We start from the raw sequence: 17,424 nt of genomic DNA on the forward strand, positions 1-17,424 counted from the left end.
CCCGGTGGGAGGAGGGCTCTATGGTCACAGGCGACTCGCCAGAAACCGAAAGCCCCACGCAAATGCCCGCCACCCCAGCCTGGCCCCCCAACACCCTCCCCCGCCTCTTCCTCGATCAACCTCTTGCCCAGGACGCCCACCTCACCCTGGACGGCCCGGCAGCCAACTATCTCGGCGCCGTCCTCCGCCTGAAACCCGGCGCACAGGTGAAGCTGTTCGACGACCGCACCGGCGAATGGCTCGCGGAGATCGTTACCGCCGAACGTCGCGCCGTCACGCTCGCCGTCACCCGCCACCTGCGCGATCGCGAGCCCGTCCCCGACCTTTGGCTGCTCGCCGCGCCAATCAAGAAGGGCCGCATCGACTGGCTGATGGAGAAGGCCTGTGAACTCGGCGTCGCGCGGATCGTGCCCGTGCTCACCCGCCGCACGATCGTCGACCGCCTCAACCACGACCGGCTCCGCGCCCACCTGATCGAGGCGGCAGAGCAATGCGGCCGCACCGCGCTGCCCGATCTCGCCGACCTCACTCCGCTCGACACGCTGCTCAAGGCCTGGCCCGACGACCGCCAGCTGCTGTTCGCCGACGAAACCGGCGGGCAGTCGTTCGGGCAGGCCGTCCGCCCCGGCCCGGCCGCGATCCTGATCGGACCGGAGGGTGGTTTCACCCCCGAGGAACGCGACTCGATCCGTGCAATCCCAAAAGCCACGGGCGTTACGCTCGGCCCCAGAATCCTGCGCGCCGATACCGCGATGGCGGCCGCAGTCGCGCTCTGGATGGCGCACGCCGGGGACTGGTGACCGACATTAAAATGCTCGCTGGCGCGCATCCCCGCCCACGCGTAAGGGCGCGTTCATGAGCAGCATGATCGACACCCTCAGCACCGCGGCCATCACCGATCGCGCCGACCTGATCGGCCTGTTCGCCGACGGTGAAAAACCGAAGGACCGCTGGCGGATCGGCACGGAGCACGAGAAATTCGTGTTCCGCACCGCCGATCGCCGCGCGCCGTCCTACACCGAGACGGGCGGCATCCGCGATCTGCTGGCCGGCATGGGCGACTATGGCTGGACCGGGATCGAGGAGGGCGGCAACGTCATCGCGCTGGCCGGCAGCGACGGGAATGTCAGCCTGGAACCAGCGGGCCAGTTCGAACTGTCCGGCGCCCCGCTCGACAATCTGCACCAGACCTGCGCCGAAACCGGCCGCCACCTGGAACAGGTGAAGGCGATCGGCGACAAGCTCGGCCTCGGCTTCCTCGGCATGGGCATGTGGCCCGACAAGACCCGCGCCGAACTGCCGATCATGCCCAAGGGCCGCTACCGGATCATGCTCGATCACATGCCCCGCGTCGGCAGCATGGGGCTCGACATGATGCTCCGCACCTGCACGATCCAGACGAACCTGGACTATGGCAGCGAAGCCGACATGGTGAAGAAGTTCCGCGTCAGCCTCGCGTTGCAGCCACTCGCCACCGCGCTGTTCGCCAACTCGCCCTTCACCGAAGGCAAGCCGAACGGTTACTTGAGCTACCGCAGCCACATCTGGACCGATACCGATCCGGCGCGCACCGGCATGCTGCCGTTCGTGTTCGAGGATGGGTTCGGCTACGAACGCTACGCCGACTACATGCTGAACGTGCCGATGTACTTCGTGTACCGCGACGGCCAGTACATCGACGCCGCGGGCCACGACTTCAAGGCGTTCCTGCGCGGCGAACTGCCGGTCTATCCGGGGCACAAGCCGACCCGCACCGACTGGTCGGATCACCTCTCCACCGCCTTCCCCGAAGTGCGACTGAAGAGCTTCCTCGAAATGCGCGGCGCGGACGGCGGCCCGCACGGCACGATCTGCGCGCTCCCCGCCTTCTGGGTCGGGCTGCTCTACGACGATGCATCGCTCGATGCGGCGTGGGACCTCGTCAAGCACTGGACGATCGCCGACCACACCCGCATCCGCGCCGACGTGCCGCGGCTCGGCCTGAAAACGGTCGGCCCGCGCGGCCGCACGTTCCAGCAGCTCGGCGCGCAGGTGCTCGACATCGCCCATGCCGGCCTCAAGGCCCGCGCCCGGCTGAACGCGATCGGCGATGACGAAACCGGCTATCTCAGCCCGCTCCGCGACATCGTCGCCAGCGGCAAGACCTCCGCCGACCGCCTCCTCGAACGTTACCACGGCGAATGGCAGGGCGACCTCGGCCGCATCTACGAAGAGATGCGCTTCTGACCGGCTAAGCCCCTCTCATGAACGAGAGGGGCATCACCACCCCCCGGTCCGCAACCCGACCTTCCCCAACAGCCACGGCACCGGCCCATGCCGGTCCATCCATGCGGCATACGCGCGGTAGTCGGGATCCGCGCCGAGATGTTTCTCCTCGGTCCGCGCGCGCCAGTAATAGACGCCGCTCACCACCCCCATCAGTACCGTGTTGCGCACCCCCGTGGCCAGGTCCCCCGACACCGCCAGGAACGGCATCGCCGACATCCACCAGAACAAGTTCTTCGCCAGATAGGCCGGGTGCTTGGTGATCCGGTACGGCCCGTTGGTGATGATCCCGCGGTGCGTCAGGTTGGAGAACCGCAAGCCGAACGCCACCGTCGCCCAGGCATAGACCCCGGTCAGCACCACCAGCGGCACCATCCAGACGAACGTCAGCCGCGGGCTCCCCGCCAGCCACCAGGACCAGTTCGCCCCGCCCGTCTCGTAATCCACCGGCCCGCCGCGCGCGATCAGGATGAACGGCGGATAGCACGCCAGCGCCGACACCCAGCCACCCAGATACGGGTTGGCCGACCGGATATGCGCATCCAGCGGCCGCATCGTCAGGACATAGCCGACCGTCGCGAACGCCACGTCGATCAGGAACATCAGCGTGATCAGCCCGAACGCCGCCGCCATCGGGTCGACGAGCATCGCCGACGGATCGCGGTGCATCAGCTCGTTCCAGTTCCCCGGCACGATCGACAGCATGAACGCCGTGAAGAACCCCTTCACCGCCCACGCTCGCGCATGCCGTAGCACCGCATCCCGGTCATGCGCCCGCCCGCTCAACCACTGCCCGAAGGCATAGGCCCCGTCGCGCGGCTCGATCAGCCGCCGGTCGATCCAGAGGATGTAAGGCACCGACAACAGCAACAACGCCGTCACGACCCCCGCCAGCACCTGCATCGCGAATACATATCCGCCCTGCCAATACCACCGCCCGAGCGCGTAGAAGCCCGCGATCGCCGCCCACGTCACCCACAGCCCGGCGATCTTGGCGAACGCAGTCTCGCGCACCTCGGCCCACGGCCGGCGCAGCGACCAGTCGATCCCGGTCGACGGCCGCCGATGCACCTTGTCGACGAACAGCGACCACGCCACCATCGGCAGCCCGCACGCCAAGACCGCGGCCATCCCCGCCATCGGCCCGTCCATGCCCCAATGCGCCGCGATTGCGATCCAGGCCGCCAGCCCGACCATGCCGGCCAGCCCAACCCAACCGCTCACTGCCGACCGCGGCCGCTGATCCCGTTCCGTCATCCGGCCGGCATAGCGTCAATTCGTGCAGAAATCGCGAAGCCGTTGCCGAACGCACCGCCGCACCCCGAAGCTGCTATACCGGAGCAGCGCCGCGACACGCGGGCAGACTGAGGGGATGGCCATGTTCGACCTGATCGGCTCGATGCTGCTGCTGGCGGCACCCGCATTGCCGTCGAACGGCTCGGCGCCGGCCCCCGTCACCTCGCCATTACCGGACAAGGCTCGCAGCGCAGTGATCGGCTGCGGCGTGGCACCGGATCGCGTCAGCGTGTCGTACGACGAGGACATGCAGGAAGACGTCGTGTGGATCGCAAGCGGCAAGCCACCGTTCGCAAAAACCATGCTGTCCTGCATCGCACGCGCGTCCCGCCGGACGTCCTACTATGTCTATTTCCGCGAGGCGGCGGAGTGGAAGCGTTATTCCGCAATCTATGCGACTATCGCAAACACCGGAGACGTCGCCGAAGCACGCGGGTGGTTGCAGCAGCAGAACCGGCTCGAAACCGCGCCGTCGATCAAGCGCGGTCGCCCGCTGGCCGGGTTCACAAAGGCCGTCGAACAATTCTGCGGCGTGCGCCCCGGCGCGCTGCTCGTCGCGGTCGACGACCGGACCATAACCTTTACCAAGGGCGGCCTCGGGCATCTGACCGCCACCGGGGTCGAAGGCGCCGCCGCCACGCCGGCGCAGTATGAGTGCGTCACCTACGTCATGGCGGCCAGTGACCTGCTATCGCACGACATCTTCTTCGGCTTCATCGGCAGCGACCCCAGGAAAGCACCGTCGCAGTAGGATTTGCGCTTTCCTACAAACCCGCCTTCGTCCATGTTCTTCCTTTGTTCCGAAAGGAGGCCGCCATGGGCATCGACATCAGACCGATTCGTTCCGACCGCATCGCCGTCACCGGCGACATCGACGTCCAGTTGCGCATCCCCGATACCGGGATCGAGGACCGCTTCTGGATCGCGACCAGCGACGGGTCGCGCATCCTCGGCACGCCCGATCGGCATGGGCGGATCGGGTTCCGGCTCGTCGACGAAGGGGCCGCACTGGTACACATCACCGACGACCGCATCGTCATGGAATGGCGGATGGACTGGATCACGATCGCCGGCTTCTACGAAGGCGCGCAGCCCCGCCGAACCCGGTCGGACTTGGCCGCCGCCCGCGAACCGGCCCATGCCTGACCGCACGCCAAGACGGTTGACGAACCGCCCGCCCGAATGGCAGGGAACCACCCGACGCGGGTATAGCTCAATGGTAGAGCACTAGCCTTCCAAGCTTGTGACGCGGGTTCGATCCCCGCTACCCGCTCCACGTTTTAACCGTCAGTCGACAGCGGTCCCGGACCGCGACGCCGCGAGCAGCGCAACCAGACTGACCGCCGCACACCCCGCCAGATACCAGCCGACCGGTGCCAGCCCGCCACGCTCCGCCATCGCCTGCGCCGCCAGCGGTGCCACCCCGCCGCCCAAAATCCCGCCGACGTTGAACGCGATCGACGCGCCGGTATAGCGCACCCCCGCCGGAAACAGCCCCGGCAACCACGCGCCGAGCGGCCCATAGACGAACCCCATCGCCAGCAACGCAAGCGCCAGGAACAAGAACACCCCCACCGCCGACCCGCTGCCAAACAGCGGCGCGAGCAACATGCCGACCGCCACGGTGCCCAGGCACCCGCCTATCAGCACGCGGCGCGGATCGTAGCGATCCGACAGCACACCCGCCGCGACGATCCCCGCCGCCATGAACAGGATCGCACCAAGTTGCATCAGCAGGAACTCGGTCCGCGAGTAGCCGAGCGTCCCCGTCCCCCACCCGAGCGCGAACGCCGTGGCGAGATAGTAGAGCGCGAAACACGCGACCACGCCGAACGTCCCCGCCAGCGTCGGCCCCAGATGCCGCGCGAACACCGTCGCGAACGGCACCGCCTCCGGCGGCCCCTCGGCCAGCTGCTGCTTGAACGCGGGCGTCTCGGTCAGCTTCAGCCGCACCCAGAGCCCCAACCCGACCAGCACCGCGCTCGCCAGAAACGGCACGCGCCAGCCCCAGTCGCGGAACTGGTCGGGCGTCAGCGTGAGCCCGAGCAGCAGGAAGAACCCGTTCGCCGCGATGAACCCGACCGGCGCGCCGAGCTGCGGCACCATGCCGAACCGCCCGCGCCACCCCGGCGGCGCATTCTCGACCGTCAGCAACGCCGCCCCGCCCCACTCGCCGCCCAGCCCGAACCCCTGCCCGAACCGCAGCACGCACAGCAACGCGGGCGCCCACCATCCCGCCACCTGATATGTCGGCAGGAACGCGATCAGCGTCGTCGATCCACCCATCAGCAGCAGCGACGCGACCAGCGTCGATTTCCGCCCGATCCGGTCGCCATAATGGCCGAACACCGCCGCCCCCACCGGCCGCGCCACGAACGCGAGCCCCAGGCTGGCATAAGCCGCCATCTGCTGCGCCGCCGCCGAGGTGGCCGGAAAGAACATCGCCCCGAAGAACAGGCTCGCCGCGGTCGCATAGATATAGAAATCGTAGAACTCAACCGCCGTCCCGACCAAGCTGGCCCACAGCACGCGCCGGTTCATGTTCGGATCGTCCACCTGATTCCCCTGTCTTCGCTCCGCCTCCTTACCCGTTCCGCAGCGGGAAGGGAGAGCGAAGAGCCCACAGTTCCCCCCAAGCTTGCCCTCCAACCCAAACCGCGCCTAGGTTCACCACAAAACAGAGGGGCGGCGCATGACCATCATCCAGAAAACCGGCTGGGCCGCCATGGCCGCACTCGCGGCCGGCGCGCTCGCGGTGGTCGCGACGTCACGCGGGGAACAGATCAACGCGCTCTGGATCGTCGCCGCCGCAATCTCGGTCTACCTCATCGCCTACCGCTTCTACGCGCGCTTCATCGCGGACCGCGTTCTCCGGATCGACCCCGCCCGCACCACCCCGGCGCACCGCCGCGCTGACGGGCTCGACTATGTCCCCACCAACCGCAACATCCTGTTCGGCCACCATTTCGCGGCGATCGCCGGGGCCGGCCCGCTGGTCGGCCCCGTGCTCGCGGCCCAGATGGGCTACCTCCCCGGCACGCTCTGGATCCTCGCCGGCGTCGTGGTGGCGGGCGCGGTCCAGGATTTCATGATCCTGTTCATCTCGATGCGCCGCGACGGCCGCTCGCTCGGCGAACTGATCCGGATGGAGATGGGGACGATCCCCGGCACGATCGCGCTGTTCGGCGCCTTCATGATCATGGTCATCATCCTCGCGGTCCTCGCGCTGATCGTCGTGCGCGCGCTCGCCGAAAGCCCGTGGGGCCTGTTCACCGTCGCCGCCACGATCCCGCTCGCCATGCTGATGGGCGCCTACACACGCTGGATCCGCCCCGGCCGGGTGGGTGAGGTTTCCGCGCTCGGCATGATCGGGCTGTTCGCCGCGATCGTGTTCGGCGCGAACGTCGCCGCATCGCCCACGCTCGCCCCGTTGTTCACCTACACGCCCGTCCAGCTCTGCTGGATCCTGATCGGCTACGGCGCAGTCGCCTCCGTCCTGCCGGTCTGGCTGCTGCTCGCCCCGCGCGACTATCTGTCGACCTTTCTCAAGATAGGCGCGATCGCGGCACTCGCGATCGGCATCGCGATCATGGCCCCGCCGCTCCGCATGCCGGCGGTCACCGTGTTCGCGGGCGGCGGCGGCCCGGTCTGGTCGGGCTCGCTGTTCCCGTTCCTGTTCATCACCATCGCGTGCGGCGCGGTGTCCGGCTTCCACGCGCTGATCGCCAGCGGCACGACGCCGAAACTGATCGCCAGCGAGGGCGACGCCCCGTTCATCGGCTACGGCGCGATGCTGATGGAAAGCTTCGTAGCAATCATGGCGCTGGTCGGCGCCTCGATCCTCGATCCCGGCATCTATTTCGCAATGAACAGCCCAGCCGCGGTGCTTGGCCCCGACGCGCTGAGCGCGGCCGCTGCGGTCACCGCCATGGGCTTCCCGATCGACGCCGCGACGCTCACACAGACCGCGCGCGACGTGGGCGAGGCGAGCATCATCTCGCGCACCGGCGGCGCCCCCACGCTCGCCGTCGCGATGGCGCAGATCTTCAGCCACGTGATCGGCGGCAAGGCGATGATGGCCTTCTGGTACCATTTCGCGATCCTGTTCGAGGCGCTGTTCATCCTGACCGCGGTCGATGCCGGCACTCGCGCGGGCCGCTTCATGCTGCAGGATCTGCTCGGCCTCCTCGTGCCGCGGTTCCGCGATACCTCCGCGGTCGCCCCCGGCCTCGTCGCGACCGCGCTATGCGTCGCGGCGTGGGGCTTCTTCCTGTATCAGGGCGTCACGGATCCGCTCGGCGGCGTAAACACGCTCTGGCCGCTGTTCGGCATTTCGAACCAGATGCTCGCCGCCATCGCGCTGACGCTCGCCACGGTCGTGCTGTTCCGGATGAAGCAGCACCGCTTCGCCTGGGTCACGATCGTCCCCGCGGCGTGGCTGATCCTCTGCACCACCGCCGCCGGCCTGCTGAAACTGTTCTCCGCCGATCCGAAAGTGGGCTTCCTCTCCCACGCCGCGAAATACGGTGACGCCTTGTCCCGCGGCGAGGTACTGGCACCGGCCAAGTCGATCGGCGACATGAGCCGGATCGTCATGAACGACCGGATCGATGCCGGCCTTTGCGCAATCTTCCTCGCCGTTGTCGCCGCGATCCTGTTCTACGGCATCCGCACCTGCATCGCGGCCCGCGCGGTCGATCGCCCGACCGTGTCCGAACTCCCCGCCCTGGCGCCCGCGGAATGACCCGCACCGCCCGCATCATAAAGGCACTGCGCGACACCGCCCGGCTGATGGTCGGCGTGCCGAGCTACGACGCCTACCGCGCGCACATGGCCGCCCACCACCCCGACCGCGAACCGATGTCCGAACGCACATTCTTCCGCAACCGCCAGGACGCCCGCTACGGCAGCGCCGGCGGCGGACGATGCTGCTGAGATTGGCCTAGCGCAAAGCGTTCCCCGGCGAAGGCCGGGGAACGTTCAAACCGAAGAGAACCTCACCCCCGCAAAGATGACGACACAGGTCCGCCCTGCTAAGGGCCCGCACCATGATCCAGGTCGCCGCCCTCTACCGCTTCACCCGCTTCCCCGACCCGGAAGCTCTGCGCGACCCCCTCCTCGCCACCTGCACCAATCACGACGTGAAAGGCACGCTCCTCCTCGCGCAGGAGGGCATCAACGGCACCATCGCCGGTCCCGCGAACGGGATCGCGGCGGTCCTCGACCACATCCGCACCCTCCCCGGCTGTGCCGACATCACGGTCAAGTTCAGCGACGCCGCCACCACGCCGTTCCACCGCATGAAGGTCCGCATCAAGCGCGAGATCGTCACCATGGGCGAACCCGCGATCGACCCGCTGGACGGCGTCGGCCACTATGTCGCGCCCGCCGACTGGAACGCACTGATCGCCGACCCCGCGACGCTCGTCATCGACACGCGCAACGACTACGAGGTCGCGATCGGCACCTTTGCCAACGCGGTCGACCCGAAGACGCAGAGCTTCCGCGACTTCCCCGCCTGGTTCCGCGCCAACCGCGACAGCATCGCGCCCGACACCCGGATCGCGATGTTCTGCACCGGCGGCATCCGCTGCGAAAAAGCCACCGCCTTCCTCAAGTCCGAAGGGCTCGACGACGTCCACCACCTCGACGGTGGCATCCTGAAATATCTCGAAACAGTCCCCGCCGCCGAAAGCCTTTGGCAGGGCGAATGCTTCGTGTTCGACGAGCGCGTCGCGGTCGGCCACGGCCTCGCCCCCGGCACGCACGGCCTGTGCCGCGCCTGCCGCCGCCCGGTATCCCCCGCCGACCGCGACTCGCCGCTGTTCGTCGAGGGGCAGGCCTGCCCCGCCTGCCACGACGCCCGCGATGCCGACCAACGCGCCGGCTATGCCGAACGCCACCGCCAGGTCACCCTTGCCGAGGCCCGCGGCGAACCACATGTCGGCGCGCGCCGTGACTGAGATCGTCCCGATCACCGACCCGGCCGACCCGCGGATCGAGCCCTATCGCGACATCCGCGACCGCGACCTCGTCGGCCGCGACGCGCTGTTCGTCGCGGAGGGCCGGGTCGTGCTCAACATGCTGCTCGCATCCGCCGCCTACCGCCCCGTGTCGCTCCTGATCGCCGCACACCGCATCGAATCGCTCGCCGACCTGCTCGTCCGCGTGCCCGAAGACGTGCCGGTCTACGCCGCCGCGCAACCGGTGATGGACGCGATCGCCGGCTTCGCGATCCACCGCGGCATCCTCGCGGTCGGCCGCCGCAACGACACGCCCGACGCCGACACGCTGCTCGCCCGCGTGCAGGGCCCGGGGACCATCCTGCTGCTCTCCGCCATCGCCAACCACGACAATCTCGGCGGCATCTTCCGCAACGCCGCCGCGTTCGGCGTCCCCGCGATCCTGCTCGATTCGGACTGCTGCGACCCGCTCTACCGCAAGGCGATCCGAGTCTCGGTGGGCGCCGCGCTGACCGTGCCCTTCGCGAAACTCCCACGCGGCACCGACCCGATCGCCCTCCTCGAACGCCACGGGTTCGAGCCCGTCGCGCTCACTCCGTCAGCCGCCGCCACGCTCGCCCGCCACCGCCCGGCGGCGCGCACCGCCGTGTTGCTTGGCGCGGAGGGGCCCGGCCTCGACCCCGCCCTCCTCGCCCGCGCGCGCCCGCTCTCGATCCCGATGGCACCCGGCGTCGACAGCCTGAACGTCGCCACCACCAGCGGCATCGTCCTCCACCACCTGACGCAGGTCGCCCCCGACTAGGTCAGTCCGGCCGCTCGTCCAGCTTCGCATCCACCCGACGGAGCAGCGCCTTGATTTCCTCCTGCTCCGTGTGCGTGAACGCGTCGCTGTCCACGATCAGCCGCGACGCCATCCGCGCCGTGATCAGCGGGATGATGAACAGCGGGACTATGTGCATCAGCGCGATCCCCGCGATCCGCCCCGTCGTCGTCACCGGATAGATGTCGCCATACCCGATCGTCATCGCCGTCACGAACGCCCACCACAGCGCCTCGCGGAACGGTTTGCCCTCCGTCGGCGCGAACACCGCCGCCGCGACGAAGATACAGCCGATGTAGAGCGTCAGCAGCCCCGCGACATCGTCGATCGCATTGGTCGCGATCCCCTTCACCCGGATCGCATATCGCCTGCCCGCCATGATCATCCCCCCTGTTGCCCCGCGAAAGGTAACAGGCGACCGGCGCGTCACCGACTGCAAATCACTCGCAGGAGGATCAAAGTCATTGATCTATGCGTATTCATACCGATCGGTAGGGACTCAATGTCCCAACCGCACGGGGACCATCCATGCATGCCAATGACCCACTCGACGTGACGCGTCGCAGTTTGATTGCCGGTGGCGTCGCAACCGCGGCCGTCGCTTCCACCCCACTCGGTGCGCAGGACGCACCCGCCCTGGCCCAGCGCGCACCCGCCGCGACGCTGCCGGTCTCGCTGAAGATCAACGGGAAGACGCGCAAGATCGACGTCGATCCGCGCACGACGTTGCTCGACGCGCTCCGCGAGCATCTTGACCTGACCGGAACTAAGAAGGGCTGCGACCACGGCCAGTGCGGTGCGTGCACCGTCATCGTCGAGGGCCGCCGCATAAACAGCTGCCTGACGCTCGCCGTCATGCACGACGGCGACTCGGTCACCACGATCGAGGGCCTTGGCCAGCCGGGCAACCTGCACCCGATGCAGGCTGCGTTCGTCACGCATGACGGGTACCAGTGCGGCTACTGCACCCCGGGCCAGATCTGTTCCGCGGTCGCGACGCTCGCCGAGATCAAGGATGGCATTCCGAGCCACGTCACCGCCGACCTCGCCGCCGGCATCGCGCCGACCGAGGATGAAATCCGCGAGCGCATGTCCGGCAACATCTGCCGCTGCGCCGCATACTCGAACATCGTCACCGCAATTCGCGATGTCGCGGGGGAACGCGCATGAAGCCCTTTACCTATGAGCGGGCGGACAGCGCGAAAGCTGCCGCCGCCGCCATTGCCGCCAACCCGAATGCCAAGTTCATCGCGGGCGGCACTAACCTGCTCGACCTGATGAAGCTGCAGATCGAAACGCCCGCGCACCTGATCGACGTCAATCACCTCGGCCTCGACAAGGTCGAGAAGACCCGTGACGGCGGCATGCGCATCGGTGCGCTCGTTCGCAACACCGATCTTGCTGCGGACCGCACCGTGCGGCGCGATTATGCCGTCCTGTCCCGCGCACTTGTCTCGGGCGCCTCGGGCCAGCTGCGCAACAAGGCGACGACCGCCGGCAACCTGCTGCAACGCACGCGCTGCCCCTATTTTTACGACACGACCAAGCCCTGCAACAAGCGCCAGCCCGGCTCCGGCTGTGCGGCGATCGGTGGCTACAGCCGCTCGCTCGCGGTCATCGGCGTCAGCGACCAGTGCATCGCCACCCACCCGTCCGACATGGCCGTCGCGATGCGCGTGCTCGACGCCACTGTCGAGACCGTGAACCCGGACGGCGCAAAGCGCATGATCCCGATCGCCGACTTCCACCGGCTGCCCGGCACCACGCCGAACATCGAGACCAGCCTGCAGCCCGGCGAGTTCATCACCGGCGTAACGCTGCCCAAGCCGATCGGCGGGATGCAGATCTACCGCAAGGTCCGCGACCGCGCGTCCTACGCCTTCGCGACGATCTCGATCGCGACGGTGCTCCAGCCCGACGGCAGCGGTCGCTTCGCCTTCGGCGGCGTCGCGCACAAGCCGTGGCGCGTCGAGGCAGCTGACGCCCGCGCGTCGCAGGGGGCCGCCGCCGTCGCGACCGCCGCGTTCGCCGGTGCCAACCCGACCGCCCAGAACGCCTTCAAGGTGCCGCTCGTCCAACGGACGCTCGCCGCTGTCTTTACGGAAGCGAAAGCCTGACCATGAAGTTCGACACCCCCGCAACCGCCCTCAATCCGATCGACCAGCAAAAGGTCATCGGCCGATCGCATGACCGGATCGACGGCCCGGCCAAGGTCACTGGCACGGCGCCCTATGCCTATGAGCGCAACGGCATGGCGCCGAACGCCGCCTATGGCTGGATCGTCGGCTCCGCCATCGCAACCGGCCGGATCGTCTCGATCGACAGCCGCGACGCGCTTGCCGCCCCCGGCGTGCTGAAGGTCGTGACCTACGAAAACGCCGGCAAGCTCGCCAAGGCCAAGAACCACACCGCCCACATGTTGGCCGGCCCGATGGTCGAACATTACGACCAGGCCGTCGCCCTCGTCGTGGCGGAGACGTTCGAGCAGGCCCGCGACGCCGCCAAGATGGTCCGCGTCCAGTACACACAGGGTACGCCCAAGGGCGATCTCGCCGCGCAAAAGGACAGCGCGATCAAGCCGAAGGGTGGCAAGCCCGACACCGCGGTCGGCGACTTCGCCGGCGCGTTCGCGCGCTCCGCGGTCAAGGTCGATGAGACCTACACCACGCCTGACCACAGCCACGCCATGATGGAGCCGCACGCCACGATCGCATCGTGGACCGGCGACAAGCTGACGCTCTGGACCTCGAACCAGATGATCGACTGGGCGGTCGGCGACATGGCCACCACGCTCATGATCCCGCGCGAGAATGTTCGCGTCGATTCGCCGTTCATCGGCGGCGGCTTCGGCGGCAAGCTCTGGGTCCGCTCCGACGCCGTCATGGCGGCGCTCGGTGCCCGCGCCGTCGGTCGGCCGGTCAAGGTCACGCTGGCCCGTCCGCAGATCATGAACAACACGACGCACCGTCCCGCGACGATCCAGCGCCTGCGGATCGGTGCCGGCAAGGACGGCCGGATCGACGCGATCGCGCATGAGGTCTGGTCCGGCGATCTCGAAGGCGGTTCGCCCGAGACCGCGGCGAACGCGACGCGTCTGCTCTACCGCGGCGAAAACCGCATGACGTCGCACCGTCTTGCCGTGCTCAACCTCGGCGAAGGCAACGCGATGCGCGCCCCCGGCGAGGCGGTCGGCCTGCTTGCACTCGAAGCGGCGATGGACGAGCTGGCCGAGAAGCTGAACATGGATCCGGTCCAGCTCCGCATCGTCAACGATACGCAGTTCGACCCCGAAAAGGGCGAGTCCCGCCCCTTCTCCAGTCGGAAGCTGGTCGAGGCACTCAAGGTGGGCGCGGACCGCTTCGGCTGGTCGAAGCGTAATCCGAAGCCCGGCCAGGTCCGCGACGGCAAGTGGCTGGTCGGCATGGGCATGGCGTCCGCCTTCCGCGACAACGTGACGATGGACTCCGGCGCCCGCGTCGGCGTCGATTCGAAGGGTCTCGTGACCGTCGAAACCGACATGACGGACATCGGCACCGGCACCTACACGATCATCGCGCAGACCGCGGCCGAGATGATGGGCGTCCCGCTCGAAGGCGTCGTCGTCAAGCTAGGCGACAGCCGCTTCCCCGCCTCGGCCGGGTCGGGCGGGCAATGGGGCGCGAACAGTTCGACCGCCGGCGTCTACGCCGCCTGCATGACGCTCCGCACGCAGCTGGCACAAAAGGCCGGGTTCAACGCGGACGCCACCTTCGCGGACGGCAAGATCACCTCGGGCAACCGATCGGTCAGCCTCGGTGAGGCCGCAGGCGCGACCGGAACCGTCGTCACGGACAAGATTGAATTCGGCGACTTGTCCAAGAAGTACGCGCAGGCCACGTTCGGCTCGCACTTCGCCGAGGTCGGTGTCGACATGGCGACCGGCGAGATCCGCGTCCGCCGCATGGGCGGTGCCTTTGCCGCCGGTCGCATCCTCAACCCGAAGTCGGCCCGCAACCAGGTCATCGGTGCGATGGCGATGGGCGTCGGCGCGGCATTGATGGAAGACGCCGTGCCCGATCCGCGCTTCGGCTACTTCGTCAATCACGACATGGCCGAGTACCATGTGCCCGTGCATGCCGACATCCCGAAGCAGGACGTCTTCTTCCTGAGCGAACTCGACGAGAAGTCTTCGCCGATGAAGGCCAAGGGCGTCGGAGAACTCGGCATCTGCGGTGCCGGCGCCGCGATTGCCAACGCGGTCTACAACGCCTGCGGCGTCCGCATCCGCGACTATCCGCTGACGCTCGACAAGGTCATCAAGGGCATGGCCTGAACCGAAACCGGCCGGGCATCGCCCCGGCCGGGCTTCTGCTGACATCTAGCTTCCCCTACGGCACACGTTCGTTGTTGCCTTGAGACGACTGACCTGCAATCGGACCCGACCCGAAACGATTTTGAGGTCGCAATGAAGAAGTTGGTCCAGGTCCTGTGCGTCGTGCTGATCGGTGCCGCCGTAATTTTCGGCTTCCGCTGGTATCGCTACGTCGCGTTCGCCGACAGCCCGTATGACGAGGTCGGCATCGCCCTCAACGGCAAGATGCCCGGCGCGCTCCGCAGCTGGGGCTGCCACAAGCTCCAGGCTCGCTTCACCGGCCAGCTTCCCCCCTATGGCTGCGCAGCCACCGACGGCCGCTCCTGGATGTAATATGCTTCGGCCGGGGATGTTCGAACATCCCCGGCCGTTCTGTTCGACCGCGGCAATCGCGCACGCCCCGTTTGCAAGCGCGCCCCCGTCAGTCCAACGAACAGAAAAAAGGCGGCCTCCGCAGAGACCGCCTTCCCAAACCCATTCAGACCGAACCCGATCAGTTCAACCGGGCGCTACCCAGGCCGGAGATCGTCTGGTCGACCAGCGCCTTGTCCACCCCGGCATCGTGCCGTTCAGAAATCAGCATCGCCGCCGCGGACGCCGCGACACTCGCCGCCTTCGCCCGCACTTCGGCCACTGCGGCACGTTCGGCCGCGTCGATCCGGTCCTCGGCCATCCGCCGACGCCGTTCGATCAGCGTCTCGGCGTCGGCCTGCGCCTTCTCGACGATATCGCGCGCATCGACATGTGCCTGCGCCACGATCGCATCCGCCTCGGACGCCGCCGCGGCTGCCCGCGCCTCATATTCCAGCTTGAGCTTCTCGGCATCGGCGCGCAGCTGCCGCGCCTCGTCGAGCTGCGCGCGGATGCCGACGATCTTGCGGTCGAGCGCGCCGCCGATCGCGGCGGGCACCTTTTTCCATAGCATGATGATGATCAGCACGATCATCGCCAGCGCGACCCACGCCGTGCCGTTCATGCCGAGCGCGGTCGGATCGGCATGCGCCACTTCCGTGCCCTGGGCGAACGTCGCACCGACATGCGTCGGCTCAAGCCCTTCGGCCTGCGTCGGATGTTCCAGGTTGCGGGTCACCGTTGCGGGTGCTTCGATGCTCATAGGGCGTCCTTGAAAATCATGCGGCCAGCGCGGACCGTGCCGCACGGGTCGCATCTTCGGGCGCAACCTGCGCACCCGACAGGCGGAACACGATGTCGCGTGCCGCTTCCGCCGCAACGCTTTCGATCCCGCTCAGCGCGCGATCGGTGACGGCGCGCAGGTCCGCCTCGGCGGCATCGGACTGCGTCGCCAGTTCAGCGTCCGCGGCCTTCACCCGGCCTTCGGCGGCGAGCAGCGCGTCGGCCTTCGCCTTTTCCGTTTCGACGCGGGCGCCGTTACGGGCCGCATCCATCCGCGCGCGATACGCGGCTTCGGTCGCATCGGCGGCGGCGCGGGCGGCGTGGGCGGCGGCAAGGTCGTCCGCGATCTTGCGATCGCGCGCGTCCACCGTGGCCTCGATCTTGGGCACCATGCCGTTGCCGATCGCAAAATAGATGATCGCGAAGATCACGAGCATCCAGAAGATCTGCGATGCGTAGGTCGCTGAGATCTGTGCGATCTGTGGCATCTGGGTATCCTGTCAGGGCGCGGGCGTACGCACGTCGCGTACGCCCTTGCCGGTCATGCGATCAGACGGCGTAAACCAGGACCATCGCGATCACGAACGCCAGCAGGCCGAGCAGCTCGGCTGCGGCGAAACCGATGAACAGGCGACCCTGCTGGCCGTCGGCGGCCGACGGATTGCGCAGCGCGCCCGACAGGAACGCGGCGAAGACGTTACCGACACCGAGGGCGGCGAGGCCCACACCGATGGCAGCAAGACCGGCACCGAGCAGCTTTGCGGCGACTGGATCCATGATAAATTCCCTTTGTTGAAACAGTTACGAGGTGAAACGAAAACTCAGTGAAGATTGACGGCGTCGTTCAGGTACAACGACGTCAGCAGCGCGAACACATAGGCCTGTATCACGCAGACCAGAAGTTCCAGCGCCGAAATGCCGACCATCAGGACGAAACTGGGGCCGCCGACCAGGATACCCCAGCCAAGCCCCGCACCGCTCGAATTGATGATGAACCCGGCGAGCACCTTCAGCAGGATGTGCCCCGCGGTCATTGCCACGAACAGTCGCAGCGCCAGGCTGAACGGCCGCACCATGAACGAGATCAGTTCGATCACGAACATCAGCGGGATCATCAGCTTGGGCGTGCCCGACGGGATGAAAAGCGAGAAGAAGTGGAACCCGTGCCGTGCGAACCCGACGACCAGGACCGTCCCGAACGCCAGCAGCGCCAGCACGCCGGTCACCGTGAAGTGACTGGTCGACGTGAACGGATGCGCGCCGGTGATGCCGATCGGCAACAGGCCCAGGATGTTCGACAGCAGGATGAACATGAACAGCGTGAAGACCAGCGGCACGAACCGCTTGCCCTCCGGCCCGACATTCGTCGCGATCATGCCGTTGATGAAGCCCGTCACGCCTTCGACCGCGGCCTGCCAGCGGCCGGGCACCAGTTCGCGCTTCATGCCGCCCAGCATGAACACCCACAGGCACACCAGAGTGATCACCATCCACAATGCGGAATTGGTGAACGGAAAATGCCAGTTGATCGTGCCGAACAGCGGCTCGACCGTGAACTGGTGCATCGGATCGATCTTGCCGCCTTCTGCCGCCAC

Annotated in this window: 19 protein-coding genes and 1 tRNA gene; 13 read left to right on the plus strand and 7 right to left on the minus strand. The window is 67.7% G+C overall.

All coding sequences use genetic code 11. The features are described from left to right. Positions 1-62: 62 nt before the first annotated feature. Positions 63-800, plus strand: a complete 738-nt coding sequence (locus tag IEX50_RS01300) for a 16S rRNA (uracil(1498)-N(3))-methyltransferase (protein ID WP_157177156.1) — start codon at positions 63-65, stop codon at positions 798-800. Positions 801-855: 55 nt separating this feature from the next. Next, the gene (locus tag IEX50_RS01305) at positions 856-2,226 is read left to right on the plus strand and encodes a glutamate--cysteine ligase (RefSeq protein WP_157177157.1); all 1,371 of its coding nucleotides are present in this window, start codon (positions 856-858) and stop codon (positions 2,224-2,226) included. 33 nt (positions 2,227-2,259) lie between these two features. Here IEX50_RS01305 and IEX50_RS01310 read toward each other — a convergent pair whose 3' ends face one another. Further along, positions 2,260-3,522 (minus strand): methyltransferase family protein, encoded by a 1,263-nt coding sequence (locus IEX50_RS01310; protein WP_157177158.1) that lies wholly within the window; start codon positions 3,520-3,522, stop codon positions 2,260-2,262. Between the two features lie 121 nt (positions 3,523-3,643). On the opposite strand from IEX50_RS01310, the gene IEX50_RS01315 reads away from it, so the two are divergent. From IEX50_RS01315 to IEX50_RS01325, 3 genes are all read left to right on the plus strand, one after another. Then, on the plus strand, positions 3,644-4,312 hold the full coding sequence (locus IEX50_RS01315) for a hypothetical protein (protein ID WP_157177159.1): 669 nt from the start codon (positions 3,644-3,646) through the stop codon (positions 4,310-4,312). Positions 4,313-4,377: 65 nt separating this feature from the next. Further along, a complete protein-coding gene (locus tag IEX50_RS01320) occupies positions 4,378-4,707 on the plus strand; it encodes a hypothetical protein (RefSeq protein WP_157177160.1) in 330 nt (109 codons plus the stop codon). Positions 4,708-4,763: 56 nt separating this feature from the next. Further along, positions 4,764-4,837, plus strand: a tRNA-Gly gene (locus tag IEX50_RS01325). Between the two features lie 11 nt (positions 4,838-4,848). Here IEX50_RS01325 and IEX50_RS01330 read toward each other — a convergent pair. After that, complete coding sequence (locus tag IEX50_RS01330; RefSeq protein WP_157177389.1) at positions 4,849-6,102, minus strand: MFS transporter; 1,254 nt, start codon at positions 6,100-6,102, stop codon at positions 4,849-4,851. A gap of 151 nt (positions 6,103-6,253) precedes the next feature. Between IEX50_RS01330 and IEX50_RS01335 the strand changes: the two genes are divergently transcribed. From IEX50_RS01335 to IEX50_RS01350, 4 genes are all read left to right on the plus strand, one after another. Next, positions 6,254-8,305 carry a carbon starvation CstA family protein gene (locus IEX50_RS01335; RefSeq protein WP_157177161.1) on the plus strand — a complete coding sequence of 684 codons (2,052 nt, stop codon included), beginning with the start codon at positions 6,254-6,256 and terminating at the stop codon, positions 8,303-8,305. Further along, on the plus strand, positions 8,302-8,496 hold the full coding sequence (locus IEX50_RS01340) for a YbdD/YjiX family protein (protein WP_157177162.1): 195 nt from the start codon (positions 8,302-8,304) through the stop codon (positions 8,494-8,496). Before IEX50_RS01335 ends, IEX50_RS01340 begins: the two co-directional genes overlap by 4 nt. 113 nt (positions 8,497-8,609) lie before the next feature. Next, positions 8,610-9,524, plus strand: coding sequence for an oxygen-dependent tRNA uridine(34) hydroxylase TrhO (gene trhO / locus IEX50_RS01345; RefSeq protein ID WP_157177163.1), 915 nt, complete (start codon positions 8,610-8,612; stop codon positions 9,522-9,524). Beyond that, the gene (locus tag IEX50_RS01350; RefSeq protein ID WP_157177164.1) at positions 9,517-10,326 is read left to right on the plus strand and encodes a TrmH family RNA methyltransferase; all 810 of its coding nucleotides are present in this window, start codon (positions 9,517-9,519) and stop codon (positions 10,324-10,326) included. Before trhO ends, IEX50_RS01350 begins: the two co-directional genes overlap by 8 nt. A gap of 1 nt (position 10,327) precedes the next feature. Here the strand turns inward: IEX50_RS01350 and IEX50_RS01355 are convergent, their stop codons facing one another. Beyond that, positions 10,328-10,723, minus strand: a complete 396-nt coding sequence (locus IEX50_RS01355; protein WP_157177165.1) for a potassium channel family protein — start codon at positions 10,721-10,723, stop codon at positions 10,328-10,330. Positions 10,724-10,872: 149 nt separating this feature from the next. Between IEX50_RS01355 and paoA the strand changes: the two genes are divergently transcribed. The 4 genes from paoA to IEX50_RS01375 all read left to right on the plus strand — a co-directional run bounded on the left by paoA (position 10,873) and on the right by IEX50_RS01375 (position 15,028). Then, on the plus strand, positions 10,873-11,514 hold the full coding sequence (gene paoA / locus IEX50_RS01360) for an aldehyde dehydrogenase iron-sulfur subunit PaoA (RefSeq protein ID WP_157177166.1): 642 nt from the start codon (positions 10,873-10,875) through the stop codon (positions 11,512-11,514). After that, on the plus strand, positions 11,511-12,461 hold the full coding sequence (locus IEX50_RS01365; RefSeq protein ID WP_157177167.1) for an FAD binding domain-containing protein: 951 nt from the start codon (positions 11,511-11,513) through the stop codon (positions 12,459-12,461). Before paoA ends, IEX50_RS01365 begins: the two co-directional genes overlap by 4 nt. Before the next feature lie 2 nt (positions 12,462-12,463). Next, complete coding sequence (gene paoC, locus IEX50_RS01370; RefSeq protein WP_157177168.1) at positions 12,464-14,656, plus strand: aldehyde oxidoreductase molybdenum-binding subunit PaoC; 2,193 nt, start codon at positions 12,464-12,466, stop codon at positions 14,654-14,656. Between the two features lie 132 nt (positions 14,657-14,788). Further along, positions 14,789-15,028, plus strand: a complete 240-nt coding sequence (locus IEX50_RS01375) for a hypothetical protein (protein ID WP_157177169.1) — start codon at positions 14,789-14,791, stop codon at positions 15,026-15,028. Between the two features lie 160 nt (positions 15,029-15,188). Here IEX50_RS01375 and IEX50_RS01380 read toward each other — a convergent pair whose 3' ends face one another. The 4 genes from IEX50_RS01380 to IEX50_RS01395 form a co-directional block, all read right to left on the minus strand. Then, complete coding sequence (locus tag IEX50_RS01380) at positions 15,189-15,809, minus strand: F0F1 ATP synthase subunit B family protein (protein ID WP_157177170.1); 621 nt, start codon at positions 15,807-15,809, stop codon at positions 15,189-15,191. 16 nt (positions 15,810-15,825) lie between these two features. Beyond that, positions 15,826-16,317 (minus strand): F0F1 ATP synthase subunit B family protein, encoded by a 492-nt coding sequence (locus IEX50_RS01385; RefSeq protein WP_157177171.1) that lies wholly within the window; start codon positions 16,315-16,317, stop codon positions 15,826-15,828. 61 nt (positions 16,318-16,378) lie between these two features. Continuing rightward, a complete protein-coding gene (locus IEX50_RS01390) occupies positions 16,379-16,606 on the minus strand; it encodes a F0F1 ATP synthase subunit C (protein ID WP_076069450.1) in 228 nt (75 codons plus the stop codon). A 44-nt stretch (positions 16,607-16,650) separates the two neighbouring features. Beyond that, positions 16,651-17,424, minus strand: coding sequence for a F0F1 ATP synthase subunit A (locus IEX50_RS01395; protein WP_184075084.1), 774 nt, complete (start codon positions 17,422-17,424; stop codon positions 16,651-16,653).

This window comes from Sphingomonas prati, assembly GCF_014643515.1.
Lineage (GTDB): Bacteria > Pseudomonadota > Alphaproteobacteria > Sphingomonadales > Sphingomonadaceae > Sphingomonas_R > Sphingomonas_R prati.